Annotated in this window: 23 protein-coding genes; 10 read left to right on the top strand and 13 right to left on the bottom strand. The window is 69.4% G+C overall.

Annotated features, from left to right (window positions below; translation table 11 throughout):
• Positions 1-58: 58 nt before the first annotated feature.
• Together MME74_RS03000 and MME74_RS02995 are read right to left on the bottom strand one after the other, a co-directional pair.
• On the bottom strand, positions 59-1408 hold the full coding sequence (locus tag MME74_RS03000) for an ABC transporter substrate-binding protein (protein WP_267417207.1): 1350 nt from the start codon (positions 1406-1408) through the stop codon (positions 59-61).
• Positions 1405-2442 (bottom strand): LacI family DNA-binding transcriptional regulator, encoded by a 1038-nt coding sequence (locus MME74_RS02995; RefSeq protein WP_267417206.1) that lies wholly within the window; start codon positions 2440-2442, stop codon positions 1405-1407. Before MME74_RS02995 ends, MME74_RS03000 begins: the two co-directional genes overlap by 4 nt.
• A gap of 161 nt (positions 2443-2603) precedes the next feature.
• Here MME74_RS02995 and MME74_RS02990 point away from each other — a divergent pair, with 161 nt between their 5' ends.
• The 3 genes from MME74_RS02990 to MME74_RS02980 all read left to right on the top strand — a co-directional run bounded on the left by MME74_RS02990 (position 2604) and on the right by MME74_RS02980 (position 5046).
• Positions 2604-3617, top strand: a complete 1014-nt coding sequence (locus MME74_RS02990; RefSeq protein ID WP_267417204.1) for an ADP-ribosylglycohydrolase family protein — start codon at positions 2604-2606, stop codon at positions 3615-3617.
• A complete protein-coding gene (locus tag MME74_RS02985) occupies positions 3607-4629 on the top strand; it encodes an ADP-ribosylglycohydrolase family protein (protein WP_267417203.1) in 1023 nt (340 codons plus the stop codon). The genes MME74_RS02990 and MME74_RS02985 overlap by 11 nt, the downstream gene beginning before the upstream one ends.
• 114 nt (positions 4630-4743) lie before the next feature.
• Positions 4744-5046, top strand: coding sequence for a hypothetical protein (locus MME74_RS02980; RefSeq protein WP_267417202.1), 303 nt, complete (start codon positions 4744-4746; stop codon positions 5044-5046).
• A 37-nt stretch (positions 5047-5083) separates the two neighbouring features.
• Here MME74_RS02980 and MME74_RS02975 read toward each other — a convergent pair whose 3' ends face one another.
• The 3 genes from MME74_RS02975 to MME74_RS02965 all read right to left on the bottom strand — a co-directional run bounded on the left by MME74_RS02975 (position 5084) and on the right by MME74_RS02965 (position 7708).
• Positions 5084-5929, bottom strand: coding sequence for a transposase (locus MME74_RS02975; RefSeq protein ID WP_267417201.1), 846 nt, complete (start codon positions 5927-5929; stop codon positions 5084-5086).
• 64 nt (positions 5930-5993) lie between these two features.
• Positions 5994-7319 (bottom strand): FG-GAP-like repeat-containing protein, encoded by a 1326-nt coding sequence (locus MME74_RS02970; protein ID WP_267417200.1) that lies wholly within the window; start codon positions 7317-7319, stop codon positions 5994-5996.
• Between the two features lie 125 nt (positions 7320-7444).
• Positions 7445-7708, bottom strand: coding sequence for a hypothetical protein (locus MME74_RS02965; RefSeq protein WP_267417199.1), 264 nt, complete (start codon positions 7706-7708; stop codon positions 7445-7447).
• A 136-nt stretch (positions 7709-7844) separates the two neighbouring features.
• Here MME74_RS02965 and MME74_RS02960 point away from each other — a divergent pair, with 136 nt between their 5' ends.
• From MME74_RS02960 to MME74_RS02950, 3 genes are all read left to right on the top strand, one after another.
• Positions 7845-8150 carry a hypothetical protein gene (locus MME74_RS02960; protein WP_267417197.1) on the top strand — a complete coding sequence of 102 codons (306 nt, stop codon included), beginning with the start codon at positions 7845-7847 and terminating at the stop codon, positions 8148-8150.
• Positions 8151-8167: 17 nt separating this feature from the next.
• On the top strand, positions 8168-8692 hold the full coding sequence (locus MME74_RS02955) for a hypothetical protein (protein WP_267417196.1): 525 nt from the start codon (positions 8168-8170) through the stop codon (positions 8690-8692).
• A gap of 217 nt (positions 8693-8909) precedes the next feature.
• A complete protein-coding gene (locus MME74_RS02950; RefSeq protein ID WP_267417195.1) occupies positions 8910-10313 on the top strand; it encodes a cell division initiation protein in 1404 nt (467 codons plus the stop codon).
• An 87-nt stretch (positions 10314-10400) separates the two neighbouring features.
• Here MME74_RS02950 and MME74_RS02945 read toward each other — a convergent pair whose 3' ends face one another.
• Complete coding sequence (locus MME74_RS02945) at positions 10401-11519, bottom strand: acyl-CoA desaturase (RefSeq protein WP_324170133.1); 1119 nt, start codon at positions 11517-11519, stop codon at positions 10401-10403.
• Between the two features lie 200 nt (positions 11520-11719).
• Here MME74_RS02945 and MME74_RS02940 point away from each other — a divergent pair, with 200 nt between their 5' ends.
• The gene (locus MME74_RS02940; protein WP_267417193.1) at positions 11720-12187 is read left to right on the top strand and encodes a hypothetical protein; all 468 of its coding nucleotides are present in this window, start codon (positions 11720-11722) and stop codon (positions 12185-12187) included.
• A 7-nt stretch (positions 12188-12194) separates the two neighbouring features.
• Here MME74_RS02940 and MME74_RS02935 read toward each other — a convergent pair whose 3' ends face one another.
• The 3 genes from MME74_RS02935 to MME74_RS02925 form a co-directional block, all read right to left on the bottom strand.
• The gene (locus MME74_RS02935; RefSeq protein ID WP_267417192.1) at positions 12195-12479 is read right to left on the bottom strand and encodes a hypothetical protein; all 285 of its coding nucleotides are present in this window, start codon (positions 12477-12479) and stop codon (positions 12195-12197) included.
• Positions 12480-12682: 203 nt separating this feature from the next.
• Complete coding sequence (locus MME74_RS02930; RefSeq protein ID WP_267417191.1) at positions 12683-13651, bottom strand: intradiol ring-cleavage dioxygenase; 969 nt, start codon at positions 13649-13651, stop codon at positions 12683-12685.
• Positions 13652-13728: 77 nt separating this feature from the next.
• On the bottom strand, positions 13729-14871 hold the full coding sequence (locus MME74_RS02925) for a low temperature requirement protein A (protein WP_267418510.1): 1143 nt from the start codon (positions 14869-14871) through the stop codon (positions 13729-13731).
• Between the two features lie 352 nt (positions 14872-15223).
• Between MME74_RS02925 and MME74_RS02920 the strand changes: the two genes are divergently transcribed.
• Genes MME74_RS02920 through MME74_RS02910 form a run of 3 tightly spaced genes read left to right on the top strand, consistent with a single transcriptional unit; the run spans position 15224 to position 19084 of the window.
• The gene (locus MME74_RS02920) at positions 15224-16750 is read left to right on the top strand and encodes a sugar transferase (RefSeq protein ID WP_267417190.1); all 1527 of its coding nucleotides are present in this window, start codon (positions 15224-15226) and stop codon (positions 16748-16750) included.
• A 4-nt stretch (positions 16751-16754) separates the two neighbouring features.
• Positions 16755-17951: a glycosyltransferase gene (locus MME74_RS02915; RefSeq protein WP_267417189.1), complete on the top strand. Its 1197-nt coding sequence runs from the start codon at positions 16755-16757 to the stop codon at positions 17949-17951.
• Positions 17948-19084 carry a glycosyltransferase family 4 protein gene (locus MME74_RS02910; protein WP_267417188.1) on the top strand — a complete coding sequence of 379 codons (1137 nt, stop codon included), beginning with the start codon at positions 17948-17950 and terminating at the stop codon, positions 19082-19084. Before MME74_RS02915 ends, MME74_RS02910 begins: the two co-directional genes overlap by 4 nt.
• A gap of 10 nt (positions 19085-19094) precedes the next feature.
• Here MME74_RS02910 and MME74_RS02905 read toward each other — a convergent pair whose 3' ends face one another.
• The 4 genes from MME74_RS02905 to MME74_RS02890 all read right to left on the bottom strand — a co-directional run bounded on the left by MME74_RS02905 (position 19095) and on the right by MME74_RS02890 (position 26097).
• On the bottom strand, positions 19095-20429 hold the full coding sequence (locus tag MME74_RS02905) for a hypothetical protein (RefSeq protein WP_267417187.1): 1335 nt from the start codon (positions 20427-20429) through the stop codon (positions 19095-19097).
• Positions 20430-20439: 10 nt separating this feature from the next.
• On the bottom strand, positions 20440-23145 hold the full coding sequence (locus MME74_RS02900; RefSeq protein ID WP_267417185.1) for a right-handed parallel beta-helix repeat-containing protein: 2706 nt from the start codon (positions 23143-23145) through the stop codon (positions 20440-20442).
• Positions 23146-23378: 233 nt separating this feature from the next.
• Positions 23379-24731, bottom strand: a complete 1353-nt coding sequence (locus tag MME74_RS02895; protein WP_267417184.1) for a polysaccharide biosynthesis tyrosine autokinase — start codon at positions 24729-24731, stop codon at positions 23379-23381.
• Between the two features lie 55 nt (positions 24732-24786).
• Positions 24787-26097, bottom strand: coding sequence for a hypothetical protein (locus MME74_RS02890; protein ID WP_267417183.1), 1311 nt, complete (start codon positions 26095-26097; stop codon positions 24787-24789).

Raw genomic sequence — 26097 nt, 5'->3', positions numbered from 1 at the left:
GTACGGCGGACCCGGGGGCGGCGCCTGGCCGCCCCCGGGGTGTGCGTCGCCGTCGTCATCAGTCGGCGGACGGAGCGAACGGCGTGACGACCTTGCCGGCGCTCAGCTCTTTGTCGAACGTCTTCTGCAGGCCGGCGAGGTAGTCCTTCGGCGTCATGTCGCCCAGGATCACCTTGTCGAACTCCGACCACAGGTACGTGTCGGTCGCAGCGGGGAAGAAGGTCCAGCTCGCGTAGCCGAGGTTGCCGCTCTCCGGGGCATCCGTGTACAGACGTGCGGCGCGCTCGTCGACCTCGGCGGGCATCGTGGAGAAGTCCACCAGCGGCGGCGGGTTCTGACCGGTCGCGGCGAGGTAGTCGTAGGACTTCGCCGGATCGTTGATCACCGAGTCGATGTACGCCGCGGCGCCGTCCTTGTTATTCGAGGCCGAGTTCACCGAGAGCGACGTGCCGATCGCCATCGGGTACACCCCGGGCTCGACGTCATCGCTGAGCGACGGCAGTGGTGCCCAGTCCCATTCCTGATCGTTGCCGGCCGCCTCGCCGAAGTACGACTCCGCGTCGCCGAACGCCCAGGTGCCGGTGATGTACATCGCGATGCTGCCATCGGCGAGACCGGTGAGCATGTCGGTGTCGGTGTTCGTGAACCAGCGGTCCTTGCCGCCGCCCCACCACTTCTTGTCGATCTGGTCCTGGAAGAGGGCGATCGCGTCGACGAACTCGGGGTCGGTGAACTTCGCCTCTCCGGTCAGCGCCTCGTAGAGCTTCTGCGGGCCGACGGCCATGTTGAGGAACGCCGAGAGGTACCACTCGCTCTGCGCCTGGTAGCCGCTGTTGCCCGCGCCGATGGGCATGATGCCCGCGTCCTGGGCCTCCTGCGCGACCTTCTCGAACTCCGCGCGCGTGGTCGGCACGGTCCAGCCGTGCTCCTCGAACACACCGGGGTTGTAGTACAGCACGATGGAGCCGTACTCGACGGGCACCGAGGTGAGCTCGCCGTCGACCTTGCTCGCCTCATACGCCCAGGGCTGGAGCATGTCCTCCCACCCGTACTCCGCCGAGTAGTCGTCGAGCGAGTCGATGCGGTCCGCAGCGGCGAATCCGAGGGCGCTCGACGGTCCGGCCGAGTACACCACGTCGGCACCGCGGCCCGCGGAGACGGCGGTGTCGGTGAGAGACCCGAGGTTCTGCAGCTGCTTGACCTCCATCTTCACCTGCGCGTCGTCGGAGGCCTTGTTGAAGGCGTCGACGTAGTGCTCCTGGTAGTAGCGCTCGGTGTCCTTCGAGATGAAGGCGCTCCAGTAGGTCACCGTGTCCGAGGGCGTGCCGGAGGATGCGCATCCGGCGAGGAGAGCACCGGCGGCGGTCATCGCCACGACGGCGCTCCAGCGCGTGAACTTCTTTGTCATTGCATGCCTTTCGTGCGGGTTTCGGGTGCGGAGGCGGTCGACTCGCGCACGACGAGTCGGGTCGCCAGGGTGATGTGCTGAGTCGGGCCGTCGGCGTTGTCGCCGGAGAGACGGGAGAGGAGCAGTCGCGCGGCCGTGCGCCCGATCTCGCGGGCGGGGTTCTCCACCGTCGTGAGGCTGGGGTGGACGAGGGCGGCGGCTTCGATGTCGTCGTAGCCGCTCACCGCGACGTCGTCGGGGATGCGGATGCCGCGCCCGCGCAGCGACTCCATGGCCCCGATCGCGATGAGGTCGTTGGCGCACACGATCGCGTCCCAGTCGGTCCTCCGCGCATAGAGCGCCTCGACGCCGGCATGGCCGCCCTCGCGGGTGAACGAGGTGAAGACGATGTCGGATTCCGCGACCGACAGACCGGCGGCGGCGAACGCCTCCCGGAAGCCGCGGACGCGGAGCTTGGTGGGGTCGGCCACTTCCTCACCGGCGATGAAGCCGATGGCGCGGCGCCCGGTGCTGAGGAGGTGGGCAACGACCGTCGCGAAACCGCCGACGTCGTCGGACTCGACGTAGTCGCTGCCTTCGATCTCGATGTCGCTGCCGAGGGCCACCACACGCGTCTGCGAGTCGGTGATGCGGCGACGATCGTTCTCGGACAGTCCGTCCGCGTGCAGTGCGACGCCGTCGAACCGGCGCTCGAGCACGTGGCGCAGCAGGTGGCCGCTCCCGGTCTGGCTGCCCGCATCCACCACCGAGAGCAGATATCCGGCGGGCATCAGGATGTCCTGCATCCCGACCGCGACGAGGGGGTAGAAGGGGTTGGTGATGTCGGGGACGAGGAGGGCGATCGACTCGGTCCGACGGCTCCGGAGACTGCGCGCGCCGGGGTGGGGCCGATAGTCGAGGTTCTCGATGGCCGCCGTCACCTTGCGGCGCGTGGCCTCGCTCACCGGACGGTTGCCGCTGAGGACCTGGGAGACGGTCGAGACACTGACGCCGGCTGCCCGTGCGACTTCTGCGATGCCTACCTCTGGTGCCACCGACGCCACCTCCTTGAGACTCATAACGTTTTGCGTTTACCGCGAGATCAGCATGATCCATTCCCCGAAGGATGTCAAAACATTTCTGCAATCCCAGGCAACAACGGAGAAGTCCGTTCGCCTATAGTGGCAACCATGAACGCAAAACGATTTGGATTCGCGTGAGCCGTGACCGCGCCCGGGGGGCGCTGGTCGGTCTGGCCATCGGCGATGCGATGGGCGCCCCCACCGAGGGCATGACCATCCAGCAGATCCACGAGGAGTTCGGCCGGGTGGCGTCCCTCGCGCCCGATGCCGCGGGTACCGACGACACGGAGTACGCGGTCCTCACCGCCACGGCGATCCTCGCGCACGGCAGCGCGCTCACCTCCGAGAAGGTCGCCGCCGCGTGGAGCGAGGCCGTCGCCGAGCAGCGCGGCGGCTTCTACGGCGCCGGCTTCAGCGAGATGGTCGCCATCGCGAATCTCGCGCACGGCGTGAACCCGCCGGCATCCGGCATGCGCAACTACGAGCGCTGGAGCGACGGCGCAGCGATGCGCGTCGCCCCGATCGGCATCTTCGCGAGCGGCGACCCGCTCGAAGCCCGACGCCTCGCGCGGATCGACGCGCGCGTCAGCCACGCCTACGACGGGATCTATGCGGCGGAGGCGATCGCCGCCGGTGTCGCCACCGCCCTCGTCACCACCTCGTACGAAGAGGTGCGCGACGCCGTCATCGCCGCGCTTCCGGTCGATTCCTGGACCGCCCGCCTCGTGCAGCGCGCCGTGCGGATCGGGGCGACCCATTCCTCGGCGGAAGGCGCGATGGCGGAGCTCTACGAGGAGATCTCGCTCTTCCACTACCCCTGGGCCGACGCGGCGCCCGAGGCCGTCGCCCTGGCCATGGGGCTGTTCGAGGCCGCGCGCGGCGACTTCCAGGACGCCCTGATCGCCTCCGTGAACATCGGCCGCGACTCCGACACGATCGCGGCGATCAACGGAGCACTGACCGGCGCGATGTGCGGGTTCGACGCCTTCCCGCCCGAGTGGACCACGCAGGTGCTGGAGGTGCACGGCCGCTGCATCCTCGCCACCGCCGGCACCGACCTGCTCGACCTGGCGGACCGTCTGCACGACGCCTCCCTCGCCTCCGACCGCACGCGACGCTCCGACGAAGGGCTCATCGATGTCTCCTGATCGTCTCGACCGCGTCCACGGCGCGCTCCTCGGCCTCGCCGTCGGCGACGCGATCGGCCTCCCCGCCGACTACCACCGCACGGTGCGCTCCCCCTGGGTGCGCTCGCGGATGTGGCTCGGGTCCGCCGACCTCGACCGCGCGCAGGTCGCGAAGCCGCTCATCCCCTTCGACGCCATCACCGTGGACGGCACGAGGCTCATGCCGACCGACGACACCGAGGCCGCCGTGCTCGCCGCCCGCGCCGCGTTGAGCGCGGATCCGGACGACCCCGACGGGCTGTTCGCCGAGTGGCGTCGTCACGCGCTGGCCGACGACGTCTGGTCCGGCATCGCCGAGCGCTCGGCGATCGTGAACGCGCAGCGCGGCGACGTGCCCCCGGTCACCGGGAGCGACAATCCCGCCGACGCCTCCGACAGTGCCGTCCCGTCCGGCGTGGTCCACGGGCTCCTGCACGCGGGCGACCCGGCGAGCGCGGCCCGCGAGGCGACCCGCTGGGCATCGATCACGCACGGCAGGGACGGCGTGTGGGCCGCTGCGGCCATGGCGGTCGCGGTCGCCGAGCTGGCCGCCGGTCGCTCGATCGACGACGCTCTCGACCTCGCGGTGCACGAGGCGCCGGAGGACTCCTGGCTCGCTGCGGGGTTCCGCACCGCCGCGGACCTCGGCCCCGTCGACGTCTTCCTCGACCTGCCGCGCATCCTGACCGCGCTGAGCCCGCGCCTGTACAGCCAGCCCGGCACGGCGGCGGAGACACTCCCCCTGGCGTTCCTGCTCCTGCGCGCCGCACAGGGTCGGGCGGAGACCGCACTCCCGCTCGCAGCACTGTTCGCCCGTGAGTCCGACAGCGTCCCCGCGTTCGTCGGCGCTCTCTGCGGGGCCGCATCGGGAGCAGGCGGGTTCGGCGCCCGGCTGCCGGAGTCGATCGACCGCATCGAGGGGCTGTTCTACCCCTCCCTCGCCGGCGAGTCCCTGGCCGCGCTGGCCGCGGAGATCGTCTCGTACCGAGCGTGACGGCCGGGGTGCTGCGGACCTCCCCTCGCGTCCGCGGCCCCCCGGTTCCCTCGACACCTGGGAGGCGTACACCACCGGCATGGGGTCCCGAAGCTCCCGAAGTAGACTCGGGCGGTGACCGCTGACGACGCGACCCGACGCATCGACCTCCTGCTGCGCAAGCCGCCCCTCGCGCTCTACGGCGGGATCCGACCGACGCTCGTGATCGGCGGACGCGGCCAGCCGACGCAGTGGGGTGCGGGCACCTGGCAGGTCCCGGCCGATCGCGCCGTGACCATCGGCGTGTTCCTGTTCAACCGGCTCTGGCGCTTCGGGAGCGCGGAGATCACCCTCCGCCCCGAGGATGCCGGCGCCCTCGAGTACCGCGCGCCGATCCTCCCCTTCCTCCCGGGGCGCCTCCGGCATCGCTCGAGCTGAGGCCTGAGGCGGTCGGCGGACGGCTATGACCCGGCGTCTAGAGCTCCTCCAGCGACCGCCGCGCCTCCGCCACCGCGTCGGCAGCGGCATCCGCCTGCTCCGCCGCCGTGGCGCGCGCCTCCCTCGCCCGCGGCAGGTCCTGCTGCACGCGCGATGACTCCTCCCGCACCTTGGCGAGCTCCTCCTCGAGGGCGGTCACCCTCTCGCACAGCTCCTCCGTGCGCTCCTGCAGCGTCTCCAGCTCCGCATCGCGCTTCCCGAGCTCTTTCTCCGCGGACGCCTGCTCCTTCTCCGCCGCAGCCAGTCGGCGTTCGGCTTCTCGGCGGACCCGTCGCGCCTGAAGCTCATCCGGCGGGCGCTGCGGCACGGGCTCCCGCCCCGGCAGCTCTCCCGCGATGGCATCGCGCACGTCGTCCGATGTCGCCCCCGCCTCGAGCGCCCGCACCAGTCGGCCGGAGGCGACCGCGGCGGCGGCGTCCTGATCGAAGAACGCCGCGGAGATGCTCTGCTCGACGGCCTCGACCGTCGCGGAGGTGATGCGCTCCCCTCGGGATCTCGCCAGCTCGGCCGCGCCCTCGGCGAGACGGCGGGTCAAGGCGCGCCGCTCGCGTCCCAGCTTCGCCAGGGCTCGCGCGTCCAGATCGTCCTGCGCTTCGCGCAGCTCTGCCGCCAGCTGCAGCGCCTCCCGCAGCTGTGCCGCGCGCTCCTGAGCGAAGACGTTGAGGACCCAGGCGGCGATCGACGGTTTGCGGAGCGCGAGGATCCGCGACGCGAGCTCGGGACTCCCGGATTCCTCGGCACGGGCCTTGCGGGAGGAGACGAACGCTTCCGGGGGTCCCGCGGAGAGTGCCGCGGCGATCTCCTCGAACGTGGGGTCTGCCATGGGCCCACGATACGCCCCGCGCACCGCGCTCCCTCGGCGCGACCGCGCCTCGGGAACGGCTACTCTACTCGATGGCGAGGTGGTCGGCCCAGTCCGCGCTGACCAGGGACCGGGTTCCGAACGTGCCGTTGCCGTTGCCCGGGTACAGGTAGAGCTGGCCGGAGGGGGTCCGTGCGAGCAGGTCGGCGCGGCCGTCGCCGTTGTAGTCGACGCCGCCGGTGAGAGCGGTCATCTCCTGCCACCCCTCGCCGACGAGCTGCGGCGGTCCGAGGCCGCTGCCGGTGCCCCGATAGAAGTAGAGCTTGCCCGAATCCGCCACGGCGACGACATCGCCGCGTCCGTCGTTGTCGAAGTCTCCGCCGACGAGGAAGTGGAAGCCCTGCCACCCCGCACCGGCCCTGATGCTCGGACTGCGGAATCCACCGGCTCCGTTACCCGGGTAGATGGTCAGGACCCCGCTCGGAGACACACCGAGGACATCCTGCCGTCCGTCACCCGTGTAATCCGCACCCGACGCGATATGCAGCACGCCGTACCAGCCGGCGCCCGGAGTCGTCGCGCGGGCGAACTTGCCGTCCCCGGTCCCGGCGTAGAACTCCAGCGCGCCGTCTTCACGCGCCACGAGGATATCCGCCTTCCCGTCACCGTTGAAGTCGGTGTGGGTCACATGCCGCCGCGTGCTGCCCCAGCCCGAGAAGACCGTCGTCGGAGGCTGGAACCCTCCGGCCCCGGTCCCGGCGCGGAGCCGGAGGTCGCCGTTCCCCGCGACGACCAGCAGGTCCGCCTTGCCGTCACCGGTGTAGTCGGCCGCGCCCACCGACGGTGCCGGCCCGGAGCCGAGACCGGGGAAGAGCATGGGGATCGTCCCGCCGCGCGTGATGTTCGAGAGACACGTGAAGCCGTTGTTCACCGCGGTGTAGACGCTCCCGTTCAGCCGCACCTCGAAGTGCAGGTGGTACGCCGGCGAGTTGCCCGTGTTGCCGACCACGCCGATCTGCTGGCCGCGGACGACCCTGGTCCCCGGCGCATAGGTCCCGGGCGATGCCATGTGGGCATACCGGGTGACGTATCCGCCCGGGTGCTCGACGTCGGTGTAGTTCCCGTAGCCGCTGTTGACCGTCCGTGACTTGATCACACCGTCGTAGGCCGCGAGGATCGGGGTTCCACCCTGGCCCGAGATGTCGATGCCGTCGTGTGCGCGGTAGTTGTTGCGACAGCCGTCGCCGACCTTGGACTGGATGTTGCCGGAAGCCGGATAGACCATCCGGCCGTCCGTGGCGGCGACCGCCGGGGTGCTCGACGAGAGCAGGGGCGCGAGTGCGCCGATCGCGACCGCGAGCACGGCGGCGATCCCGATGCGGCCGAGGCGCACGCGGGACGGTCGCTTCATCTCGAAGGTTTTCTTTCGTTCGGCGGCCCCAGGGGCGTGTGCCCTCCGTCGTCACCGTACCAGTGCCGCGACGTGCGTCCGCGTGCACCTCCGAGGGCGCGGCGGATCCGCGTCGGAGCGCCGCGTCAGAGCAGGTCGAACTCCCCGCCGTACGGCATCGCGTCATCGCCGGTGTCCCTGGCGTCGAAGTCCACGGTCTCGACCGAGATCACGACCTGGGTGGCGGAGGCGATGAGGACGCTGATCGCACGATTGCCGACCACGACGAAGTCCACGAACCGCCCGCCGGAGTGCATCGCCTCCTCGATCCGCCGTCGGAGATCCGCGACGTCCTGGCCCTGAGCCAGGAAGAACTCTGCTTCGTTGAGTGCGATCCGCGCGCGCACCATGGTCTGCATCCTGCCCTCCGCTCGTCTTCTTCCTCCGTATCCTCCTGCGACGCTATCGACCCGTCCCGCGGATGCAGAGGGGGTTGCGCGACGGCTCCGGAAGAGGCAGGGTCCGCGCCGGGTGTAGCGTGCAAGCATGGGAAGACTCAGGTACGACGGGACGTCCGACCCGATCCTGATCGAGGATGTGACGCTCGCACACCTGAAGATCGTGATCGCCACCAAGCTCCGCCGCCAGGAGAGCTTCATGATGACCTGGCGTCCCGTCGACAGCGGCATCGACCAGCGCGCGACCGTGTGGATCCACCCCGCGATCCCCCTGCAGTTCGGCTTCGACGCCGCCGAGAACCCTCCGATCGACGCACGACTGATCGCCGAGATGATGCAGTCGCTCAACGCGACCGGCGAGCTCGTCCTCGACCATCTGATCCCGCTGCACTGACGGGCGCCGCGTTCGCCGTGGACCTTCCCCTCTATCTCCTGCTCGGTCTGCTGATCCTCGCGCTGATCATCGGCGGCCCTCTCCTGAGGAGCCGGTCGAAGCGCCGCGCCGCCCAGGACGGCGAGCACACGGGGAACAGGTACGCCGCCGCGCGACTCGCCGAGACGCTCGACGTGCTCGGCACCCCGCTCGTCATCCACGCCCCGGAAGCGCTCGCGCGGGAGATCCTGGCGTCGGCGACGGTGACGGCGCGCGAAGAGTGCACCATCCGCGAGGACGGCGGCTACGGCATCCGCTTCGCCGAACCGGATGACACGATCGTCCGCCTCGTGGCCGATCCGGAGGGCACGCGGATGCAGGTCGAGACGTTCCGCGAGTACCTGGGCTTCCCGCAGACGGCGCAGCCCTGGACGGACCTGCGATCCCGCGTGGCCTCGATCGCCGACGCACGCGGGGTGACCGTCGGCGACGGCGCGACGATCGGGTATCGGCGGGGCCCGCTCCTCGACGACCGCAACGCCCGCTGGGAGCGCGACGCCTGATCCCCCGCGACGGGACGCCTGCCGCCCACGCCCCGAAACCGGACGCGCAGGATCCCGCCGACGCAACTAGGCTGAGAGGCGCGCCTCGCCTGGCCGGCCCTCCGCCGGGTCACGGTCGTGGCGTGAGCCCAGACGACCTCCTCCGGTCGCACGATCCCGTCCATCGGGATGGAGCCGCAGCTCCGCCGTGTGGCCACGCCAGAAAGGCATGAACCACATGAGCGATTCCTCCGGATCCGCCGACCGCGACGGCGAGCGCTCGCCGGACTTCTTCGACCAGCTGATCGAGACCCCGCCGCGCGACCAGCAGGGCGCGGGCACGGGCGCGTTCACCGTCGGCTTCCGCGGCTACGACAAGGGCGAGGTCGACGCCGCACTCGCGACCCTCCGCAACCAGCTCAAGCAGGCCGCCGCCGATGTCGCCGAGGCTCAGGCACGCGAAGAGGAGGCCGTCGAAGCGGTGCGGGAAGAGGAGCGCAAGGCCCGCGAAGCGCTCGAGAGCGAGCTGACCGCCGCGAACGCCAAGGCCTCCGACGCCGAGCAGCAGGTCGCGACCCTCACCTCGGAGCTCGTCGACGCGCCGCAGGCAGACGGCGAAGAGGCTCCGTCGCGTCAGCAGTTCGAGGCGATCCTGCGTGTCGCCGAGGAGCAGGCGAACGTCCTCATCCAGAACGCCGCGGTGCAGGCCGATCGCCTGATGACGTCCGCCCGCGAGGAGGTCACCGCACAGCGCGCCGAGGCCGACGCCGACGCCGAGCGGATCACCGCCCAGGCGCAGCGCGACGCCGACCAGGTGCGCCTCAAGATGGACACCGAGTACACCGCGCACGAGGCGCGCATCGAGCGCGAGGCCGCGCACGCGACCGAGAAGGTCAACCAGGCCGCCCAGGAGGCGACCGCGATCCGCACCGAGGCCGAGAAGGGCGCGGCCGCGCTGCGCTCCCTCGTCACGCGCGAGACCACCCAGCTGCGGGCGGACGCCGAGCGCGAGGTGCGCGACATGAACGCGCGCGTGCTGGAGTTCGAGGAGACCCTCACCCGCCGGCAGGACGACGCGCAGCAGGAGTTCCTCGTGCTGCACAACCAGGCCGTGGCGCACGCCGAGCGCATCACCAACGACGCCAACGAGCAGGTCGCCGCATCCCTCGAGCACGCCCAGCGCATCTCGGCGCGCGCAGAGGACTACGAGCGCCTGACTCGCTCCCAGGCGCAGGCCATCGAGGCCGAGGCGCAGGTCCGTGCTCGCGAGACCCTCGAGCGTGCTCGTGCGAAGGCGCAGAAGATCGTCGATTCGGTCACCGGTCACACCACGGCCGTGCTGCACGACGCTGAGGACCGTACTCGGCAGCTGCGCTGGCAGCAGCAGCAGCTCACGAGCTTCATGGCCGAGGTCAAGGAGCTCATCCGCCCCGACGGCATCTTCTCCGACGACTCGCTGCCGACGGAGTTCGCGGCGGTCGCACCGTCGGAGACCGCCGAGGCACCGGCCGACGCACCCGCCGACGAGGCGCCCGCGGAGACGTTCCTCGGCGACGAGGTTCTCGACGACGAGCTGGACGACGACCGTCCCCTCGAGAAGATCACCATCGACGTGGTCGAGACGAAGAAGAAGTCCAAGTAGGACCGCACCGACGACAGAGGCGCGAGCAGGGATTCCTGCTCGCGCCTCTGTGTTTCCCGGGCTGATCGGGCCCGGTGAAGTCTGGGGTTACGCCCGACCGAACTGCGCCACTGCCGGGCAGTCGAACGGATCGGCGCCGGCGGAGAGTCCCACCCGGTTCAGGTACTCGATCACGATCATGTACGAGCGGCCCAGGCTGGTCTCGGTGTACGGCACGTCGTTCGCCGCGCAGTAGTCGCGGACGATCTCGCGCGCCTTGGACAGGTACGGTCGCGGCATGCTCGGGAAGAGGTGGTGCTCCACCTGGTAGTTCAGGCCGCCCATGAGCCAGGTCGTCCACCATCCGCCGCTGATGTTGCGGGAGGTGCGGACCTGCTTGGTGAAGAAGTCGAGACGGGCGCCGGGCTCGATGATCGGCATGCCCTTGTGGTTCGGGGCGAACGCGGCTCCCATGTAGACGCCGAACACCGCGAACTGCACGCCCATGAAGGCGAAGGCCATTCCGAGCGGGAGCATCATGAACACGGGCACGAGGATGAGGGCGAACCGCAGCGCGATGATGCTGAGCTCGATCCAGCGTCCCTTGACGTTCTTCGTCGTGAGCAGGTACTTCAGGCCGAGGAAGTGGAGGTTCAGTCCTTCGAGCGTGAGCAGGGGGAAGAAGAGCCAGCCCTGCTTGCGGGTGATCAGCTTGATCAGACCCTTCGCCTTCGCGGCGTCCTCCTCGAGGAACGAGATCGTGTCGACCTCGATGTCGGGGTCCTTGCCGACCTGGTTCGGGTTGCCGTGGTGCTTGGTGTGCTTCGAGTCCCACCACGAGTAGCTCATGCCGATGCTGGCGATCACGATGCGGGCGAGCTTGAAGTTCGCCGGCCCGGTGGTCAGGATCTGACGGTGCGCGGCCTCGTGCCCGAGGAACGCGATCTGGGTCAGGACGATGCCGAGGCCCGCGGCGATGAGCAGCTGGAACCAGCTGTCGCCGAGCAGGATGAACCCGGTGATGAGGCCACCGAGGGCGACGGCGATGCCGGCGGCGACGAAGACGTAGAACCACTGGGCACGCTGGAGCAGACCCATCTCCTTGACGACCTGCGACACCTGCTTGTACGCCTTGGCCATGGGAGGGAAGTCCGCGTTGCCGGAGTACGTCTGGCGAATCGGACCCAGCGTTGCCGCGGTCGGTTCGATCTGTGTGATGGAGATGATCTTCTCCTGACGATCGGAGCCCTTGAGCTGTGAAAGCCCAAGGCGATTGCCCAACGCTTACCTCACAGTAGCCCCGGCCCCATGCGCCTTCGGGAATACATCGCCGACCCTTGACGCGCGGCTGCGCGTGTGCATGAAAAGGGGGGTCCGGCTGCGGTTCCCGCCGTGTCCTCTTCGCCCCGATGTGCGATGATCCCTGCATGAACCGCCTCCTCGCCCGCACCGCCGCGTCGACGATCGGACTCGCTGCGCTGACGGTGCCGCTCCTGTCGTGCACGAGCCTGACGACATCGCAGACGTGCATCGACTGGGTGTTCTTCGACGCGCCGGCGGATGCGGCCTCGGAGGCCGACGCCGTCGCGCGCGGGCACATCGCCGATCAGGCGGGCACGACGTCGTACATGGACATCCCCGCCACGACGTGGAACGTCGAGGTCGACGACTGGCTCGAGGGAGACGGCGACGCGGAGATCGTGGTCACCTCGCTTCCCCGAAGCTGCGGGGACACGACCGATGCTATGGCCGAGATGCAGGACGAGGACGAACTCGTCTTCTTCCTGCGCAAGCGCGCGACCGGCTGGGAGATCATCACGCCCTGGCAGGGTGTGACTCCGGCGACACCGGACGGCGGCATCCCGGAGACCTGGCCGGAGGAGCAGGCGGGCTGACGAGCCGTCAGGCGCGGGCGCGACGCGCCATCCGGCGCCAGGCGCGCGGAAGGATCGGCGGGAATGCCGGTCCGCGGCGGGCCGGCTCGTGCGCCTCTTCGAGAGCGCGGAAGGCGTCGTCGAGCGCGTCGAACGTGCCGAGCTCGGTGCCGTGGTTGTCGCGCACGAGGTGCGTGGTGCCGTCGAACTCGACGAAGCCGGCGAATTCGCCGCCGCGGGTCGCGACGTGAACGTCGGTGTCGGCCTGCTTCCAGGTCAACGGATCGGAAGGGGGAAAGGTGGTCGTACTCATGGTGATGCTCATTGCTGTGTGGCGGACACGCATCGGCGCTCCGCAAGATGTGAGATCGAGGGCGGATTCCGCACGCATCGATGTGCGCGGTCCGTGATGGCCCTGATCAGTGGCGACGTGGCGGCCGAGAGGGGCGAAGCACACACGCTGCGTCATCAGCATAGCAGACCGCAGACCCAGTGCCCGAATCCGCGTCTTCCCGCTCAGCCCGCCGGCGGTTGCCCGCCCTCGCCCGGTCCCCCCTGCCCTCCGCCCGGCGCCGCGCCGGCGACGGGTGCCGTCGTCGTGTCCACGCCCACGACCAGGGTGGCCGCGTAGCCCGCGGACACGTCTCCGGTGACCGTCGCCACCTGCAGCGCACCGGCGTCGTCGCCGAAGACGTTGTCGGTGGCGAGCGTGATCCGGGAGAGGTTCTGCGACGACCCGTCGTAGGCCTTCTCCGCGTAGACCGCGGTGCAGGCGGCCTCGGGAAGCGCCAGCTGCGACGTCGCGATCGCGGTGGTCGAGTCGGTGATCGACGAGACGTCCGGATAGACCTCGAAGTGGATGTGCGGCCAGCGACCCGAATAGCACCCGGGGAAGATGGAGGTGAACGACACCCGGCCCTGAGCATCCGCCACCTGCACGCCGCGGAGATAGGTGACGTCCTCCAGGCCGGATGAGTAGAGAGAGTATTCGCCCTGGGCGGTGCAGTGCCAGGCGTACACCGCCACTCCGGCGAAGGGGACTCCCCCGTTCGCGAGGTCGAGGATCTGCAGTTCGAAGGAGAGAGGAACGCCCTCGGCCATCGCGCCGCCGTCGATCGACGACCGGATGTCCTGGCGGACGATCCCGGAATCCTCCAGCACATCGGGCCCGTTCGATCCGTCGCCCGGATAGGGCCCTGCGGTCTCGTCGGGGATCTCGGCGACCGTCGCCCCCGAGGCCGTCGGACCGGATGTCGCGCTCGGCGTCGGCGTGCCCGTCGACCCACCGGACGCCGCGGGCGCGCAGGCGGCCAGCACCACGGCACCGAGACCGACGCCGGCCAGTCCCAGCACTCCGCGCCGACTCATCAGGGTGCGGATGTCGAACGCCGCGCCCTGGTCGACGACCTCCTCGTCGGCGCGGTCGAGCAGTCGCCCCTCGTAGGTGGGGCCGTCGGGCGTCTGGGTCGGTTCGGGAATGCTCATGATCTGGCTCCTTCGGCGGGCGGCTGGTGTCCGGCCACCATGCTCGCGAAGCTTCCGATCAGCATTCCCTGTCTGCGCTATGTCTTGTCTATGTCCGCCTGCGGCAGCGGAGGCCGGATCACCAGGACCACGACGATCCCGACGAGGATCAGCGCCGTGAGGGTGACGGGCACCGGGAGCACCGGATCGAGGAGCACCAGGAGCGCACCGATCGGGACCACCGTGTTCACCACCCGATCGGCGTTCTCGCGGATGGCGATCCACCAGATCCCGATCAGGAAGATCGCGATCGGGACCGTGACGGTGAACGACGCCGCGATGTTGGAGAGGTGGCTCTCCCCCGTGAGCACGTCGAGCTCGACCTCGATCCCCGCCGAGAAGGCGGCGGCTGCGGCGAACACGAAGTAGTGGGTGTAGCCGTAGCGGAGGGAGCGGCCGAAGCTCGTGATGGCGCGATGATGCGGCGGCCAGAAGTAGATCCACCACAGCGAGGCGGTGACCACGAGCGTGAGGACGGCGATCGCGATCAGCGGCCCGAGCGCCTCGACCTCGTCCAGCGCGTCCACGATGGCGTTCGCCGACGCCAACAGGCTCTCGCCGAGGACGATGAGGGTGAACAGTCCGTAGCGCTCCGTGATGTGGTGCGGGTGCCAGGGCGTCTGCCTGCGGTACTCGGCGAAGACGGGCACGGCGATCTCGATCAGCGCGAACACCGCGAAGGCGACGAACTGCAGCGGTCCGGTCGGGATCAGGAGGAACAGGATCCACAGCACCTGGACCGCCGCGATGCCGAATGCGTAGCGAAGCGTGGCCGAGCGCAGCGGCCCCGCGGTCCGGGACGCCCGCAGCCATTGCGCGACCATGGCGATGCGCATGACGACGTAGCCGATGACGGGGATCGTGAAGTCGCCCTCGTCGAACGCGCTCGGGATGCCGGCGGCGAACACGAGGACGCCGCCCATCTGCACGAACGTGGTGACGCGGTAGAGCCAGTCGTCCGTGTCGAACGAGGTCGCGAACCACGTGAAGTTCATCCAGGCCCACCAGATCGCGAAGAACAGCATCGCGTAGGAGGTGATGCCGTGCAGGAACTCGCCCTCGCGCAGCGCGTCATGCAGCTGGGCGGAGGCGATGCTCACGGCGACGACGAACACGAGGTCGAAGAACAGCTCGAGGGTGCTCGCTGTGCGATGCGGCTGGGCGGGATCGCGCGGCAGCATCCGATGGAGCCGGAAGCGCGGAGCGTCTGAGTTCGCGGTCACCGCGAAAGGATAGCGCTCGCGCGGCGCGAGGAGGAGAGCGGATTCGTCCATTCGACAGAATTACCTTCCGATGGCGGCCATGTTCCGCTACAGTGAGAGAAGTCTGCAGTGCCTGCTGTCAGCGACCGCCGTGTGGGACGGCGAAAAACGCACTCCGCGATGTGGGAATCACGGAGAGTTTCAGCAGGACCCGAGGGGTCGGGACGCAGACGGATGCCGTGAACGTGGGGTTCATGGTCTGGGGAATCTGGGGAAATCTGATGACGCACTGGGGATATCTGCGTACATTCACGGCTCAAGGAGCCTCGGCATGACTTCCGTCGAGGATGCCCTGAGCATCACTCGTACGGGCTTCGTGCCGGTCGCCGCTCCGCGAGCCACCAAGTCGGTGACGCGCACGGTGGTCACACCGCGTGCCTCGGCGACGCTGGAAAGACGCCGTCAGTGGGAGCGTCGCTATCGGATGCGACTGCGGATCACGGATGCAGCTGTCATCCTGTTCGCCGTCGGCCTGACCGCGACGATCCAGCTGGCCACCGGCGTCTCCGGGCTCGAGGTCCTCCGCGACGGTGTCCCCCTCGCCGCGCTGTGGTACCTCATGCTCAGTGCGCTGCACACGCGGGACGCCGCGCTGTTCCGCGCGAGTGCCACCGAGTACCGAGGCGTGGTCCACGCCTCGGGGCTCGCCTTCGGGATCATCGCCATCGTGGCGGTGCTGCTCGCATGGAAGTCGATGCAACTGATGCTGCTGCTGGGGCTGCCGCTCGGTGTTCTGACGCTTCTGGTGACCAGGTGGTTGTGGCGCCACTGGTTGCAGACGCAGCGTTCGCAGGGGCGATTCGCCTCTCGGACGCTCGTCGTGGGCAATCGGGACGACGTGGAGTACGTCGTCCGCACGCTGCATCCGATCGGCGCTTCCGGCTACCAGGTGGTCGGAGCGACTCTCCTCGACGGCAATGCACGCGACATCGAGATCGACGACACGAGGTTCCCGGTTCTGGGGAACGTGAACTCCGTGTCGTCGGTCGCCGCCGAGGTCGGCGCCGACACGATCATCGTGGCGAGCCGGCCCGAGGGTGAGCCGGAGTTCGTGAAGCAGCTCAGCTGGCAGCTGGAGGGGACAGCTGCCGAGCTCGTGCTCTCGAGCCGACTCACCGATGTCGCAGGTCCCCGCATCTCCTTCGCGCCCGTCGAGGGCCTGCCCCTGATCCAGGTGCAGATCCCGACCTACGAGGGTGGCCAGCACCTCCTCAAGCGCGCCCTCGACGTCGCGGTCGCCACGCTCGCGCTGATCCCGATCGGCCTGCTGGCACCCGTGCTCGCACTGCTGATCAAGCTCGACTCGCCCGGTCCGGTCTTCTTCTTCCAGGAGCGTGTCGGCCGCGACGGACGCCGCTTCAAGATGGTCAAGTTCCGCTCGATGAAGACGGATGCCGAGCAGCAGCTCGCCACCCTCAAGGCGCAGAACGAGGGAGCCGGCCTCCTCTTCAAGATGAAGGACGACCCGCGCGTCACTCGTGTGGGCAAGGTCCTGCGCAAGCTCTCGCTGGATGAGCTGCCGCAGTTCTGGAACGTCCTCATCGGCGACATGAGCGTCGTGGGGCCGCGCCCGCCGCTGCCCACCGAGGTCACCGCCTACGACGGCACCGTGTTCCGTCGCCTCTACATCAAGCCCGGGATCACCGGTCTGTGGCAGGTCTCCGGTCGCAGCGACCTCTCGTGGGACGAGAGCGTGCGCCTCGACCTGCGGTACGTCGAGAACTGGTCGGTCATGAACGATCTGCAGATCATGTGGCGCACCGCCAAGGTCATGGTGCAGCCCAGCGGGGCATACTGATCGGATGAGCAATTCGAACCGCCTCACCATCGCGATGGTGGGGACCCGAGGAGTGCCCGCGGCCTATGGCGGTTTCGAGACCGCCGTCGAGGAGGTCGGTCGCCGACTGGCGGACCGCGGCCACGACGTCGTCGTGTACACCCGCGGTTCGGAGCGGCGCGAGAAGGAGTACCTCGGCATGCGGGTCGTGCACCTCCCCGCGGTGCCGATCAAGCAGGTAGAGACGCTCTCGCACACCGGGTTGTCGGCGCTGCATCTCATGTTCCGACGGCGACCCGATGCCACCTTCGTCTTCAACGCCGCCAACTCGCCGTTCCTGCCGCTGCTCCGGATGCGCCGCGCGCCCGTCGCGCTGCACATGGACGGCCTCGAGTGGCGGCGCTCGAAGTGGGGACCGCGCGGCAAGGCGTACTACCGCTGGGCGGAGCAGTTCGGCGTCCGCACCGCCGACGCGCTGATCGCGGACGCACCCGGCATCGCCGACTACTACCGCCACCAGTTCGACGTGCCGACGGAGCTCATCCGCTACGGCGCCCCGATTCTCGATGAGCTGCCCGCGCGCGGCGTCGCCGAGATGGACCTCACGCCCGGCGGGTACCACGTGGTGGTGGCCCGGTTCGAGCCCGAGAACCACGTGCTCGAGATCGTGCAGGGCTATCACGCCAGCGACGCGAAGCTGCCGCTCGTGGTGGTCGGCTCCGCACCCTACAGCGCCGGGTACACCCAGGAGATCCAGCGCGTGGCCGATAGCGACGACCGGATCCGGCTCGTCGGCGGGGTCTACGACCAGGAGCTCCTCGATGCCCTGTACGCGAACGCGCTGACCTACCTGCACGGCCACTCGGTCGGGGGCACCAACCCCTCTCTGCTCCGTGCCATGGGTGCCGGGACCGCCGTGATCGGCTTCGATGTGCCCTTCAACCGCGAGGTGCTCGACGGCAACGGCTGGTTCTTCTCCGATGCGGAGGACGTCGCCGCGCACGTCATGGCCGCGGAGGCCGATCCGGAGCGGACCGCCTCCTTCGCGACGACTGTGCAGGAACTCGCACGCACGCGCTTCCGCTGGGACGACGTCGCCGACGAGTACGAAGCTCTGGCCCGTCGGCTCGCGGAGCGCTCGACCATCCATCCGGGCGCCCGGCGCGCTCGGCGCCGGACAACCGACTGGGCTCCCGCACCTGCCGGATCGGCTGCGCCGTGAGCAACGACACGTCACGGCAGACGGTACTCCTCGTGCATCCCGGTGCGGAGCTGTTCGGCTCCGACCGGATGCTCCTGGAGAGCGCCATCGGCCTCGTCGAGACGGGCGCCCGCGTCGTGGTCGCTCTGCCGAGCTCCGGACTCCTCGTCCAGGAGCTCGTAGCGGCCGGCGCCGAGGTCGTCATCGTCCCGATGCTCGTCCTGCGCAAGGTCCTGCTGACACCGCACGGGCTTCCGCGTCTCTTCCGCGACACCTTCCGCGGTCTCGGCGCCGCGTGGCGACTGATCGGACGGCTGCGCCCCGACGTCGTCTACGTCTCGACGATCATCATCCCGCAGTGGCCGCTCGTCGCGCGGCTGCGGCGCACGCGCTCGGTGAGCCACGTCCACGAGGCCGAGGCGTCGGGCAACCGCCTCGTCAACGGCATCCTCTACTCCCCCCACCTCGCCTCCCACCGCACGCTGGTGAACAGTCGTTTCAGCCTCGACACGATCCGCGCCGCGCTCCCCGCTCTCGCCCGCCGCTCGCACGTCGTCTACAACGGGGTCGCGTCACCGCCGCATCCCCTGGCCCCGCGACCGCGCGTCGAGCGTGCACTCCGCGTGCTCTACGTCGGACGCCTCTCGCCGCGCAAGGGCCCCGACCTCGTGATCGACGCCGCATCTCGGATGCACGCGGCCGGACGCCCGGTCGACGTCACCCTCCTCGGCGCCGTCTTCGAAGGGTACGAGTGGTTCGAGCGTGACCTGCGCCAGCAGGCCGCGGAGGCCGGGGTCCCGGTCGACTTCGCGGGATTCCATCCGGACATCTGGCCGTTCCTCGCCGAGGCCGACGTGCTCGTCGTGCCCTCACGCGTCGACGAGCCGTTCGGGAACACCGCCGTCGAGGGCATCCTCGCACTGCGTCCCGTGATCGCGAGCGACAGCAGCGGGCTGCGCGAGGCGGCCGGCGGCTACGCGACCGCGCAGCTCATCACGCCCGGAGACCCGGATTCGATCGCGGCCGCGCTCACCGACATCGACACCCGGTGGGACGAGATGGTCTCGACCGTCGCCGACAGCCGTGCCGAGGCGCTTCGCCGCCACGCTCCGGCTGTGTACCGGTCGAGCATCACGGCACACGTCCTGAGCTGACGGCCGCCGCCTACGCGCCGCCGTCGCCGGCCTGCGCGACCGATTCGCGGCTTCCGGCCGTGAGGCGCGAGCGATGTCGCACGATGTAGATCGAGAACGGGATCAGCTGGCACACGACGAGCGCGAAGGCGACTCCGATCAGGGGACCGGCGATGCCGAGCACCGGTGTCAGGACGAACGACAGCACGATCCCCACCGCCGCCATGCTGAGCGTCGGGATGACCTGGAACCGGATGCCCGGCTTGTCCATGATGAACATGCCGAGGGGATACACGGCCGCGGTCATCATGATCATCAGCCCGAAGGCGAAGATCGTGGTCGGACGGACGGTCAGCTCGCCCTGAGTGATGAACCCGAACAGCCACGGACCGACCAGCCACACCATCACCGTCGCGATCGCGATGGCGGCGGCGAACAGGGCGGACAGCAGGAACGGTCCGCGGCGGAGTCCACCGTCGTGTCGCATCCGCGCGAAGTGCGGCCAGAGCGCGAGCCCGCCCGCCATGACGAGGCCGTTCAGCGCGAAGAAGACCTGCCCCGCCACGCCGTACTCGGCCACGTCGGCCGGTCCGCCGAGCTGCGCGATCACGTAACGCTGCGAGCCGACGGCGATGGGATAGGTGACCATCTGCGCCAGCATCGGCCAGCCGACATCCATCACGCGCACACCGGGATAGCGACGAGGACGCAGGACCATCCGGGCTGCCGCCGGGATCAACGGCGAGGTGGTGCGGGCCGTGATGAGCACGCCCAGCACGGACACCAGGAACGAGGCCGCGAACGACGCCACGGCCACGAAGGAGTGCAGGTCGTCGCCGCCGAACGTGAGGATCAGCCAGACGCCGGCCAGGGTGAGCGGTGAGATGAGCCCCTGCAGCAGGATCACGATGTGGTTCCGGCGCTGCCCGAGCATGATGCGCGCCCAGATCCCGAGCGGGATCCCGAGGCAGAAGATCGTCACGCAGTAGAACGCCGCCAGCGACGCACCCGGCCTTCCGCCCGCCTCTCCGAAGACCAGTTCCCAGGCGCCCGTGAGCACGAAGATCGTGTTGATCGCCATCGCGATCGTCGCGAACATGAGGAGCACGCGCCCGACCGAGGTCAGCTGGTAGCGCAGCTTCTCGTCGGTGCGCACATCGTCACTCGTCGCCACCGCATTGACCAGCACCGCCCCGCTGCCGAGGTCGGTGAAGGTGAGCAGCGAGGGGATGGTGGTGAGCAGCGTGTAGAGGGCGAAGCTGTCGACGCCCGCGCCGCCGATGATCATCCGGGTCGTGAGAACGCCACAGACCAGCGCGATGACCATCGTCAGCGCGCGGGCGCCGACAGCGAGAAGTGAACCCATACCTACATCGTCACCGTGGCAGGGCCCCCAGGGTCGCGCTGTTACCGGGGAGTCGCGATACCGAAGCGACATCCGTCGGCACCGGGACCGCCACGGACGCCTGAACCGCGCGATACGCAGGCTGCAGGGCGTACGCACCGGTGACCACGCTCGTCCCCTCCGCGAACCGGGACCGCCGGTCCTGCCCGGTCGAGGCGGCGAAGGCGGCCAGGGTGTCGGTCACCGCAGGATCTCTCGAGACCGCGCCCTTCGACCACGCCGAGAACCATCTCGGGGTGCCGGCCGCGGTCCGGTGATAGAGGTTTCCGTTGACGCTCGACACCATCTGCGAGCCGGTGTACTGCAGCGAGTAGTCCTGCACGCAGACCAGGCAGTTGCCGGCGCTCTCCGCCATGACGTTGTTCGACATCACGACGTTGCGGACGATCCACGGCGCCAGCGGTGCATACCGCGTCCGCGGGTCGTGACCGGCCGCGTTCGGGTCGGAGGCGCGGCGAGCGTCCTGCCCGATGCTGATGTTGCGGTTCGCGTTGCCGACGAAGGTGTTGTTCCAGATCTTGACGTTTCCGGAATTGAGCACGAAGAGTCCGAAGTCACCGTTGCGCGCGATGATGTTGTCGGCCACGACGGCACGCTCGGACAGCTCGACGAGCAGGCCGTGGCCGGCGTTGCCGATGACGTCGTTGCCCGTGAACGCGATGTCCACCACCGACTCGTCAAACCAGGGACCGCGTCCGTAGTTGCCGGTGAACGCGCTGTCGGTGACCGTCACCCGCTGCGTCCTCGTGACCTTGAAGGCACCGGACACGGGCGAGTGGTTGAAGCGCTCGGAGTTGTTGCCGGTGGAGAGCATCTTCGTGACCTTGAGGCCGTCGGCCTGCGAGGCCCCGCCGCCGAGCAGACCGTTGCCGATCAACGAGACCCGGGTCAACGAGGTGCCGGGAGCCCAGGAGTAGAAGCCCGTCGTCGAGTTGTCGCGGATCGTGACGTCGGTCAGGGAGATGTTCGCCGCGGCAGCGATCACCGTTCCCATCTGGGGAACGCTGGTCGCGTAGCGGCGGACGCCGATCCCACGGACCTCACTGCCGGCCGAACGGATCGACAGCGCCTGCGTGAGCACGCTCGCCTCGACCGTCTTGCCCGTGGGATCCGTCCCGATGACGAGGCGCTTCCCCGCGGTGTCGACGAAGAAGGTGCCGGTCGTCACCTGCGCCGCGGACCCGACCTGGCGCAGCGGGGCGCCGGCGATCCACACCTGATCAGGATGCGCCGCCATGGGATAGGCGGGGTCGACGAAGCGCCACTCGGCCTGGGTGTTGTCCGGCGCGCCCTGGGTGTACGTCGGGCTCGAGTCGAGCGCCGTGGTCCACCCGCTGACGACCCAGGTCTTTCCCGATGCCTGCCAGCCCGTGACGACCTTCGTCCCGTCGAGCCAGACCGCCTCGTTGGGCGCCGGCTGGATCGTGACGCGCTTCTGCGCCGGGACGATGATCTCCTCGTGATACGTGCCCCCGCGGAGCACGATCGTTCCGCCGTTCGGCACGAGTCGCAGCGCGGCCGCGACGGTCTTGACCGGAGAGTTCTGGGTTCCGGTCGCTCCGTCGTATCCTCCGGGCGCCGCGTAGACGGCCGTCGCCGGTGCCGGGTAGGACAGCGAGCCGGGCGCTCCGGCACCGGGGGTGCCGCGCACGCCTTCGGGGGTGGTCGGCGGAACCGGCACGGTCGGGGGCGTCGGCGCCGGCGTCGGCGTCGGCGTCGGAGTCGGAGTGGGTGTCGGCACCGGAGCAGGAGTCGGCGTCGGCGTGGGAGTCGGCGTCGGCGTCGGCGTGGGAGTCGGCGTCGGCACCGGCGTGGGCGTCGGTGTGGGCGTCGGCGTCGGCTTCGGTGCCGGGGGCGTGACGACCGGAGTCGTGGCGAGCACGTTGTCGATCCGCACCGGAACAGCCGCCTTCGCTCCCGAAGAGGTGTAGAGCGCGAACGCGTAGCCGCCACGGGCCTGGAGCCGCGAGGCGGACGCGTCCGAGTACGACACCTGCCAGGCACCCGGCTCCGCGGCCCCCGCGGCCCAGGCCTTCGCCGAAAGGGCGACGGGGTTCGTGCCGGTGACGCTGAGAGCCACGTTCAGTGTCGTGCCGTTCTTCACCGTGAGCGGGAGCCGGCGTTCGGCGAGACTCTTGACGCCGGTGAGGTCGGTGAGGCGGACGACCGACACGTATGCCGAGCCGTCCGGATGCACGCGCAGCCGCACGCCGTAGGAGTCCTTGCCCGACACGCGCACGGCCTGGGCCAGGTAGAGCGGCCCGCCCTTCGGGAGGGTCGGCACGGTGACGGCGAACCGGCTGGTCACGTCGGCGGCGCTGACACCGTCTGCCGTCGCCCTGGCCGTGATCCCGGGCTTGCGGCTCGCGAGCTGGGCTTTGCCGCCCGAGACGCTCGAGGTGCCTTCGACCACGCGCCAGGCACCGACGGGCGAGGATCCCCATCCCGAGCGGACGGCGCGCTCCATCTTGTCGTCGATGACCGACGTCGACGTCGCGGCGGCCGATCGCACGGCGGCTGCCGGCTGCGCGCCGCCTGTCGGTTGCGCCGAGGCGCGCGGGCTGTCCGCGAGAGCGGAGGCCGGGAACGCCGTCAACACCGCGGTCGCGGCGAGGACCGCGGCGAGTGCACCGGCGGTGGTTCGGACGCGGCGACGCCGCGGCGGAAGAGCGGTCATACGAGATGACGCGCGGGGGAGGAACGGAAAGGACACGATGTCACCGTCTTCTGGGGAGATTCTACGATCAACCAGCACCTTCGCCGCAGTTTAAACCCCGGCGGCAAAGAGCGAGCCCCCCTCGCAACTCATGAAGACTAACCCGGGTATCCGGGCAAGACAAACCTGTACGACGCAAATACCGATATGGAGCACTCGCTCCGTCCGCCGCTCACGCCGCGCGCCGCGGGGGCTCAGTCGCTGTAGTACTCGCTGCGATGACGGTCGGGACGCGCACGGTTGAGCACCGTCCCGAGGATGCGGGCACCGCCCGACTCGAGCGACTTGATGCTCTTCGCCAGCGCGGCGCGACGCGTCTTGGTCGCGTCCACGACGAGGATCACGCCGTCGGTCTGCGTGGCGAAGAGGTTCGCATCGGCGACGCTCAGCGTCGGAGGCGAGTCGATCACCACGTAGTCGTACTCGGCGGCGGCGAAGTCGAGCAGTTGAGCCATGCGCGAGGAGGTGAGCAGCTCCGCCGGGTTCGGCGGAACGGTCCCGGCGGGCAGGATGTCGAGGGTGCTGTCGGCGACGCTGTGCTTGGCGACCTCGAAGTCCACCTCGTCCAGCAGCACGCTCGTGAGTCCGATCGAGCCGTCGATACCCGCATGCTCGTGCGCGCGCGGGCGCCGCATGTCGGCATCGATCAGGAGGACGGAGTTGCGGAGTCCGGCAAGCGTCATCGCGAGGTTCACCGAGATCGTCGACTTGCCCTCCGCGGGCATGCCCGATGTGACCAGCAGAACCTTCACGCGGGACGACACGTTCGCATAGGCGAGCGCCGAGCGGATGCGGCGGAACTCCTCCGAGGTGTGTCCGAGCGGCTCCTGCGAGACGGCGATCCCCCGCGTCGCGAGCAGCGGCGACTTCGAGACGACACCGAGCACGGGGTCTCCACCCGCCTGGGTCAGAGCCTCCTCGTTGCGCACACGCGTGTCGAGCACGCCGATCAGCACCGCCACCGCGAGCCCCAGGACGCCGCCGAGGAAGCCGCCGAGGAGCGCGTCGCGCGGCTTGCTCGGCGTGAACTGGAACTCGGGCACGACCGCGTCGTCGATCACCTGGGCCGTGATGGTGGACTCGCCCTGAGGATCCTTCGGAGCCACATCCTTGACCACGACGATGAGCTGATCCGCGACCGCATTCGCCAGCTCGGCCGCCGCCTCGGCGTCATCGGTGATCCCGGTGATGCGCAGGGTGACCGTGCTCTGCGGGATCGAGACCTCGATGTCGCGGGCGAGCGCACGCGGCGTGGTGTCGAGGCCGAGCTCTTCGATGACCGGCTCGAGCACGCGCGAGCTCGTGGCGAGCTGGGCGAACGAGAGCATCTGGCTCTGCGTGTACACCGAACCCTGGTTGAGGTCGGAGGCGCTGGTGCCCTGATTGAGGGCGAAGTAGAGCGAGGTGGTCGCCTGGAACAACGGCGTCTGCAGCGAGGCGTACCCGTAGGAGCCCGCCGCGCCGAGGACCGCCGACAGCACGATCAGCCACCAGAATTTCCGCAGCGAACTGGCTATGACGCGCAGACTGACCCGGCTCTCGCCCATGACTCCCCATTCCCCCTGAGACTTCGATACTAGAGGAATCACCGTTTCGGCACCCTCACGACGATGGTTGCGGCGGTGACGTCCCGAGGGGCATCCGCGCGCCCTCCGACCACCCGGATCCGACCTCCGACGACGCGCCGGGCGCCCCGCGAAGGGCGTCCGAGTCCCTCGCCCACGTGATGGCCAGCCCCACGCAGAACCAGAGGAACATGCTGTACTGCGTGATCAGCGCGACGACGACGAGGCTCGGGAGCTGTCCGACGACCGCGAGCGATGCCGGACTCCGCGTCGAGCGCTTCCACGCCATCACCGCCGCGCACACCACCGCCGCCATGATCAGCAGCGTCGGCACGTAGCCGTAGCGGAGCAGGGTGAGGACCAGGGCGTTGTCGACGGAGCGGGCGAAGTAGCCCAGGTAGTAGTCGCCGGAGACCAGCGAATGCCAGTCGCCCGGGTTGCCGAACAGCTGCACCTGCTCGAGGAGCACCAGCAGATCGGTGCGATAGTCCGCGCTGCCGCCGGCCTCCTCCCCTGCGGCGCCGAAGACGGTGTCGATGATCGGGATGACGATGGCCGTGCCGATGACGCCGGCAAGCGCCACGGTCACCCGGAACCGCGTGGAGACGCCCACGATCAGGAACGTCGAGAGCACGAGCGTGAGGACGAGCGTGAGAAGTCCCACACGGCTGAAGGTGAGCACCGTGGCGACCGCGATGATCACGATGCCGCTGATCTTGGGCAGCAGCCTCCACTTGGTGGCGACGACGAACGCGGACGACATCGCCAGGGCCGCGCCCAGCGCGATCGAGTGTCCGAACGCCCCTTCCACGCGCAACACGCCCCCGCGCTCCTGCAGCGGACTCCAGGTGTCGTAGACGACGCCGGAACCCGGGATGAGCACGAACGGGTTGAACGAGGTGAAGAACTCGACGACGGCGAGGGTCGCCGCCACGATGGCGACGACCGCGATCGTCGACGTCACCCATTCGGGCGCGACCCGCGCGAGCACGACCCGCCCCCAGATGTACGGGATCACCCATTCGAGCAGCGCCGCGACGAGGGACGGGAGGTCGACGGAGCCGAAGCCGTACAGGCCGACCACGACCAGGATGAACACCGCGACCCAGGCGTCGGCGGCCCGAAGCGGTACGACGGACCAGTTGACGAGGATCATCAGCGCGGTGAGCAGCGTGATCGCAGCCCAGTAGAAGCCGATGTTCACGCCCACCCAGAGCGGGATGAAGAAGAGCACGCAGGCCCACACCACGAATGCGGCCCGCGGCAGCAGCCGGAGGACGAACACGACGATGGCCACTGCTGCGATTCCTCCGACGGCGAGGAGCGCGATCGGAACAGCAGTGGCCAT

Origin of the sequence: Microbacterium oxydans, assembly GCF_026559675.1 — a bacterium.
Taxonomy (GTDB): domain Bacteria; phylum Actinomycetota; class Actinomycetes; order Actinomycetales; family Microbacteriaceae; genus Microbacterium; species Microbacterium oxydans_D.
Note: the sequence above shows the minus strand (reverse complement) of the source record. Positions and strands in the feature narration are given on the sequence as shown.

Coding starts and splice junctions, on each gene's coding strand:
- MME74_RS03000 (WP_267417207.1), bottom strand. CDS start 1,408: ATGACAAAGAAGTTCACGCGCTGGAGCGCCGTCGTGGCGATGACCGCC.
- MME74_RS02985 (WP_267417203.1), top strand. CDS start 3,607: ATGTCTCCTGATCGTCTCGACCGCGTCCACGGCGCGCTCCTCGGCCTC.
- MME74_RS02975 (WP_267417201.1), bottom strand. CDS start 5,929: ATGGCAGACCCCACGTTCGAGGAGATCGCCGCGGCACTCTCCGCGGGA.
- MME74_RS02970 (WP_267417200.1), bottom strand. CDS start 7,319: ATGAAGCGACCGTCCCGCGTGCGCCTCGGCCGCATCGGGATCGCCGCC.
- MME74_RS02965 (WP_267417199.1), bottom strand. CDS start 7,708: ATGGTGCGCGCGCGGATCGCACTCAACGAAGCAGAGTTCTTCCTGGCT.
- MME74_RS02960 (WP_267417197.1), top strand. CDS start 7,845: ATGGGAAGACTCAGGTACGACGGGACGTCCGACCCGATCCTGATCGAG.
- MME74_RS02950 (WP_267417195.1), top strand. CDS start 8,910: ATGAGCGATTCCTCCGGATCCGCCGACCGCGACGGCGAGCGCTCGCCG.
- MME74_RS02940 (WP_267417193.1), top strand. CDS start 11,720: ATGAACCGCCTCCTCGCCCGCACCGCCGCGTCGACGATCGGACTCGCT.
- MME74_RS02935 (WP_267417192.1), bottom strand. CDS start 12,479: ATGAGTACGACCACCTTTCCCCCTTCCGATCCGTTGACCTGGAAGCAG.
- MME74_RS02930 (WP_267417191.1), bottom strand. CDS start 13,651: ATGAGCATTCCCGAACCGACCCAGACGCCCGACGGCCCCACCTACGAG.
- MME74_RS02925 (WP_267418510.1), bottom strand. CDS start 14,871: ATGCTGCCGCGCGATCCCGCCCAGCCGCATCGCACAGCGAGCACCCTC.
- MME74_RS02920 (WP_267417190.1), top strand. CDS start 15,224: ATGACTTCCGTCGAGGATGCCCTGAGCATCACTCGTACGGGCTTCGTG.
- MME74_RS02915 (WP_267417189.1), top strand. CDS start 16,755: ATGAGCAATTCGAACCGCCTCACCATCGCGATGGTGGGGACCCGAGGA.
- MME74_RS02905 (WP_267417187.1), bottom strand. CDS start 20,429: ATGGGTTCACTTCTCGCTGTCGGCGCCCGCGCGCTGACGATGGTCATC.
- MME74_RS02900 (WP_267417185.1), bottom strand. CDS start 23,145: ATGACCGCTCTTCCGCCGCGGCGTCGCCGCGTCCGAACCACCGCCGGT.
- MME74_RS02895 (WP_267417184.1), bottom strand. CDS start 24,731: ATGGGCGAGAGCCGGGTCAGTCTGCGCGTCATAGCCAGTTCGCTGCGG.
- MME74_RS02890 (WP_267417183.1), bottom strand. CDS start 26,097: ATGGCCACTGCTGTTCCGATCGCGCTCCTCGCCGTCGGAGGAATCGCA.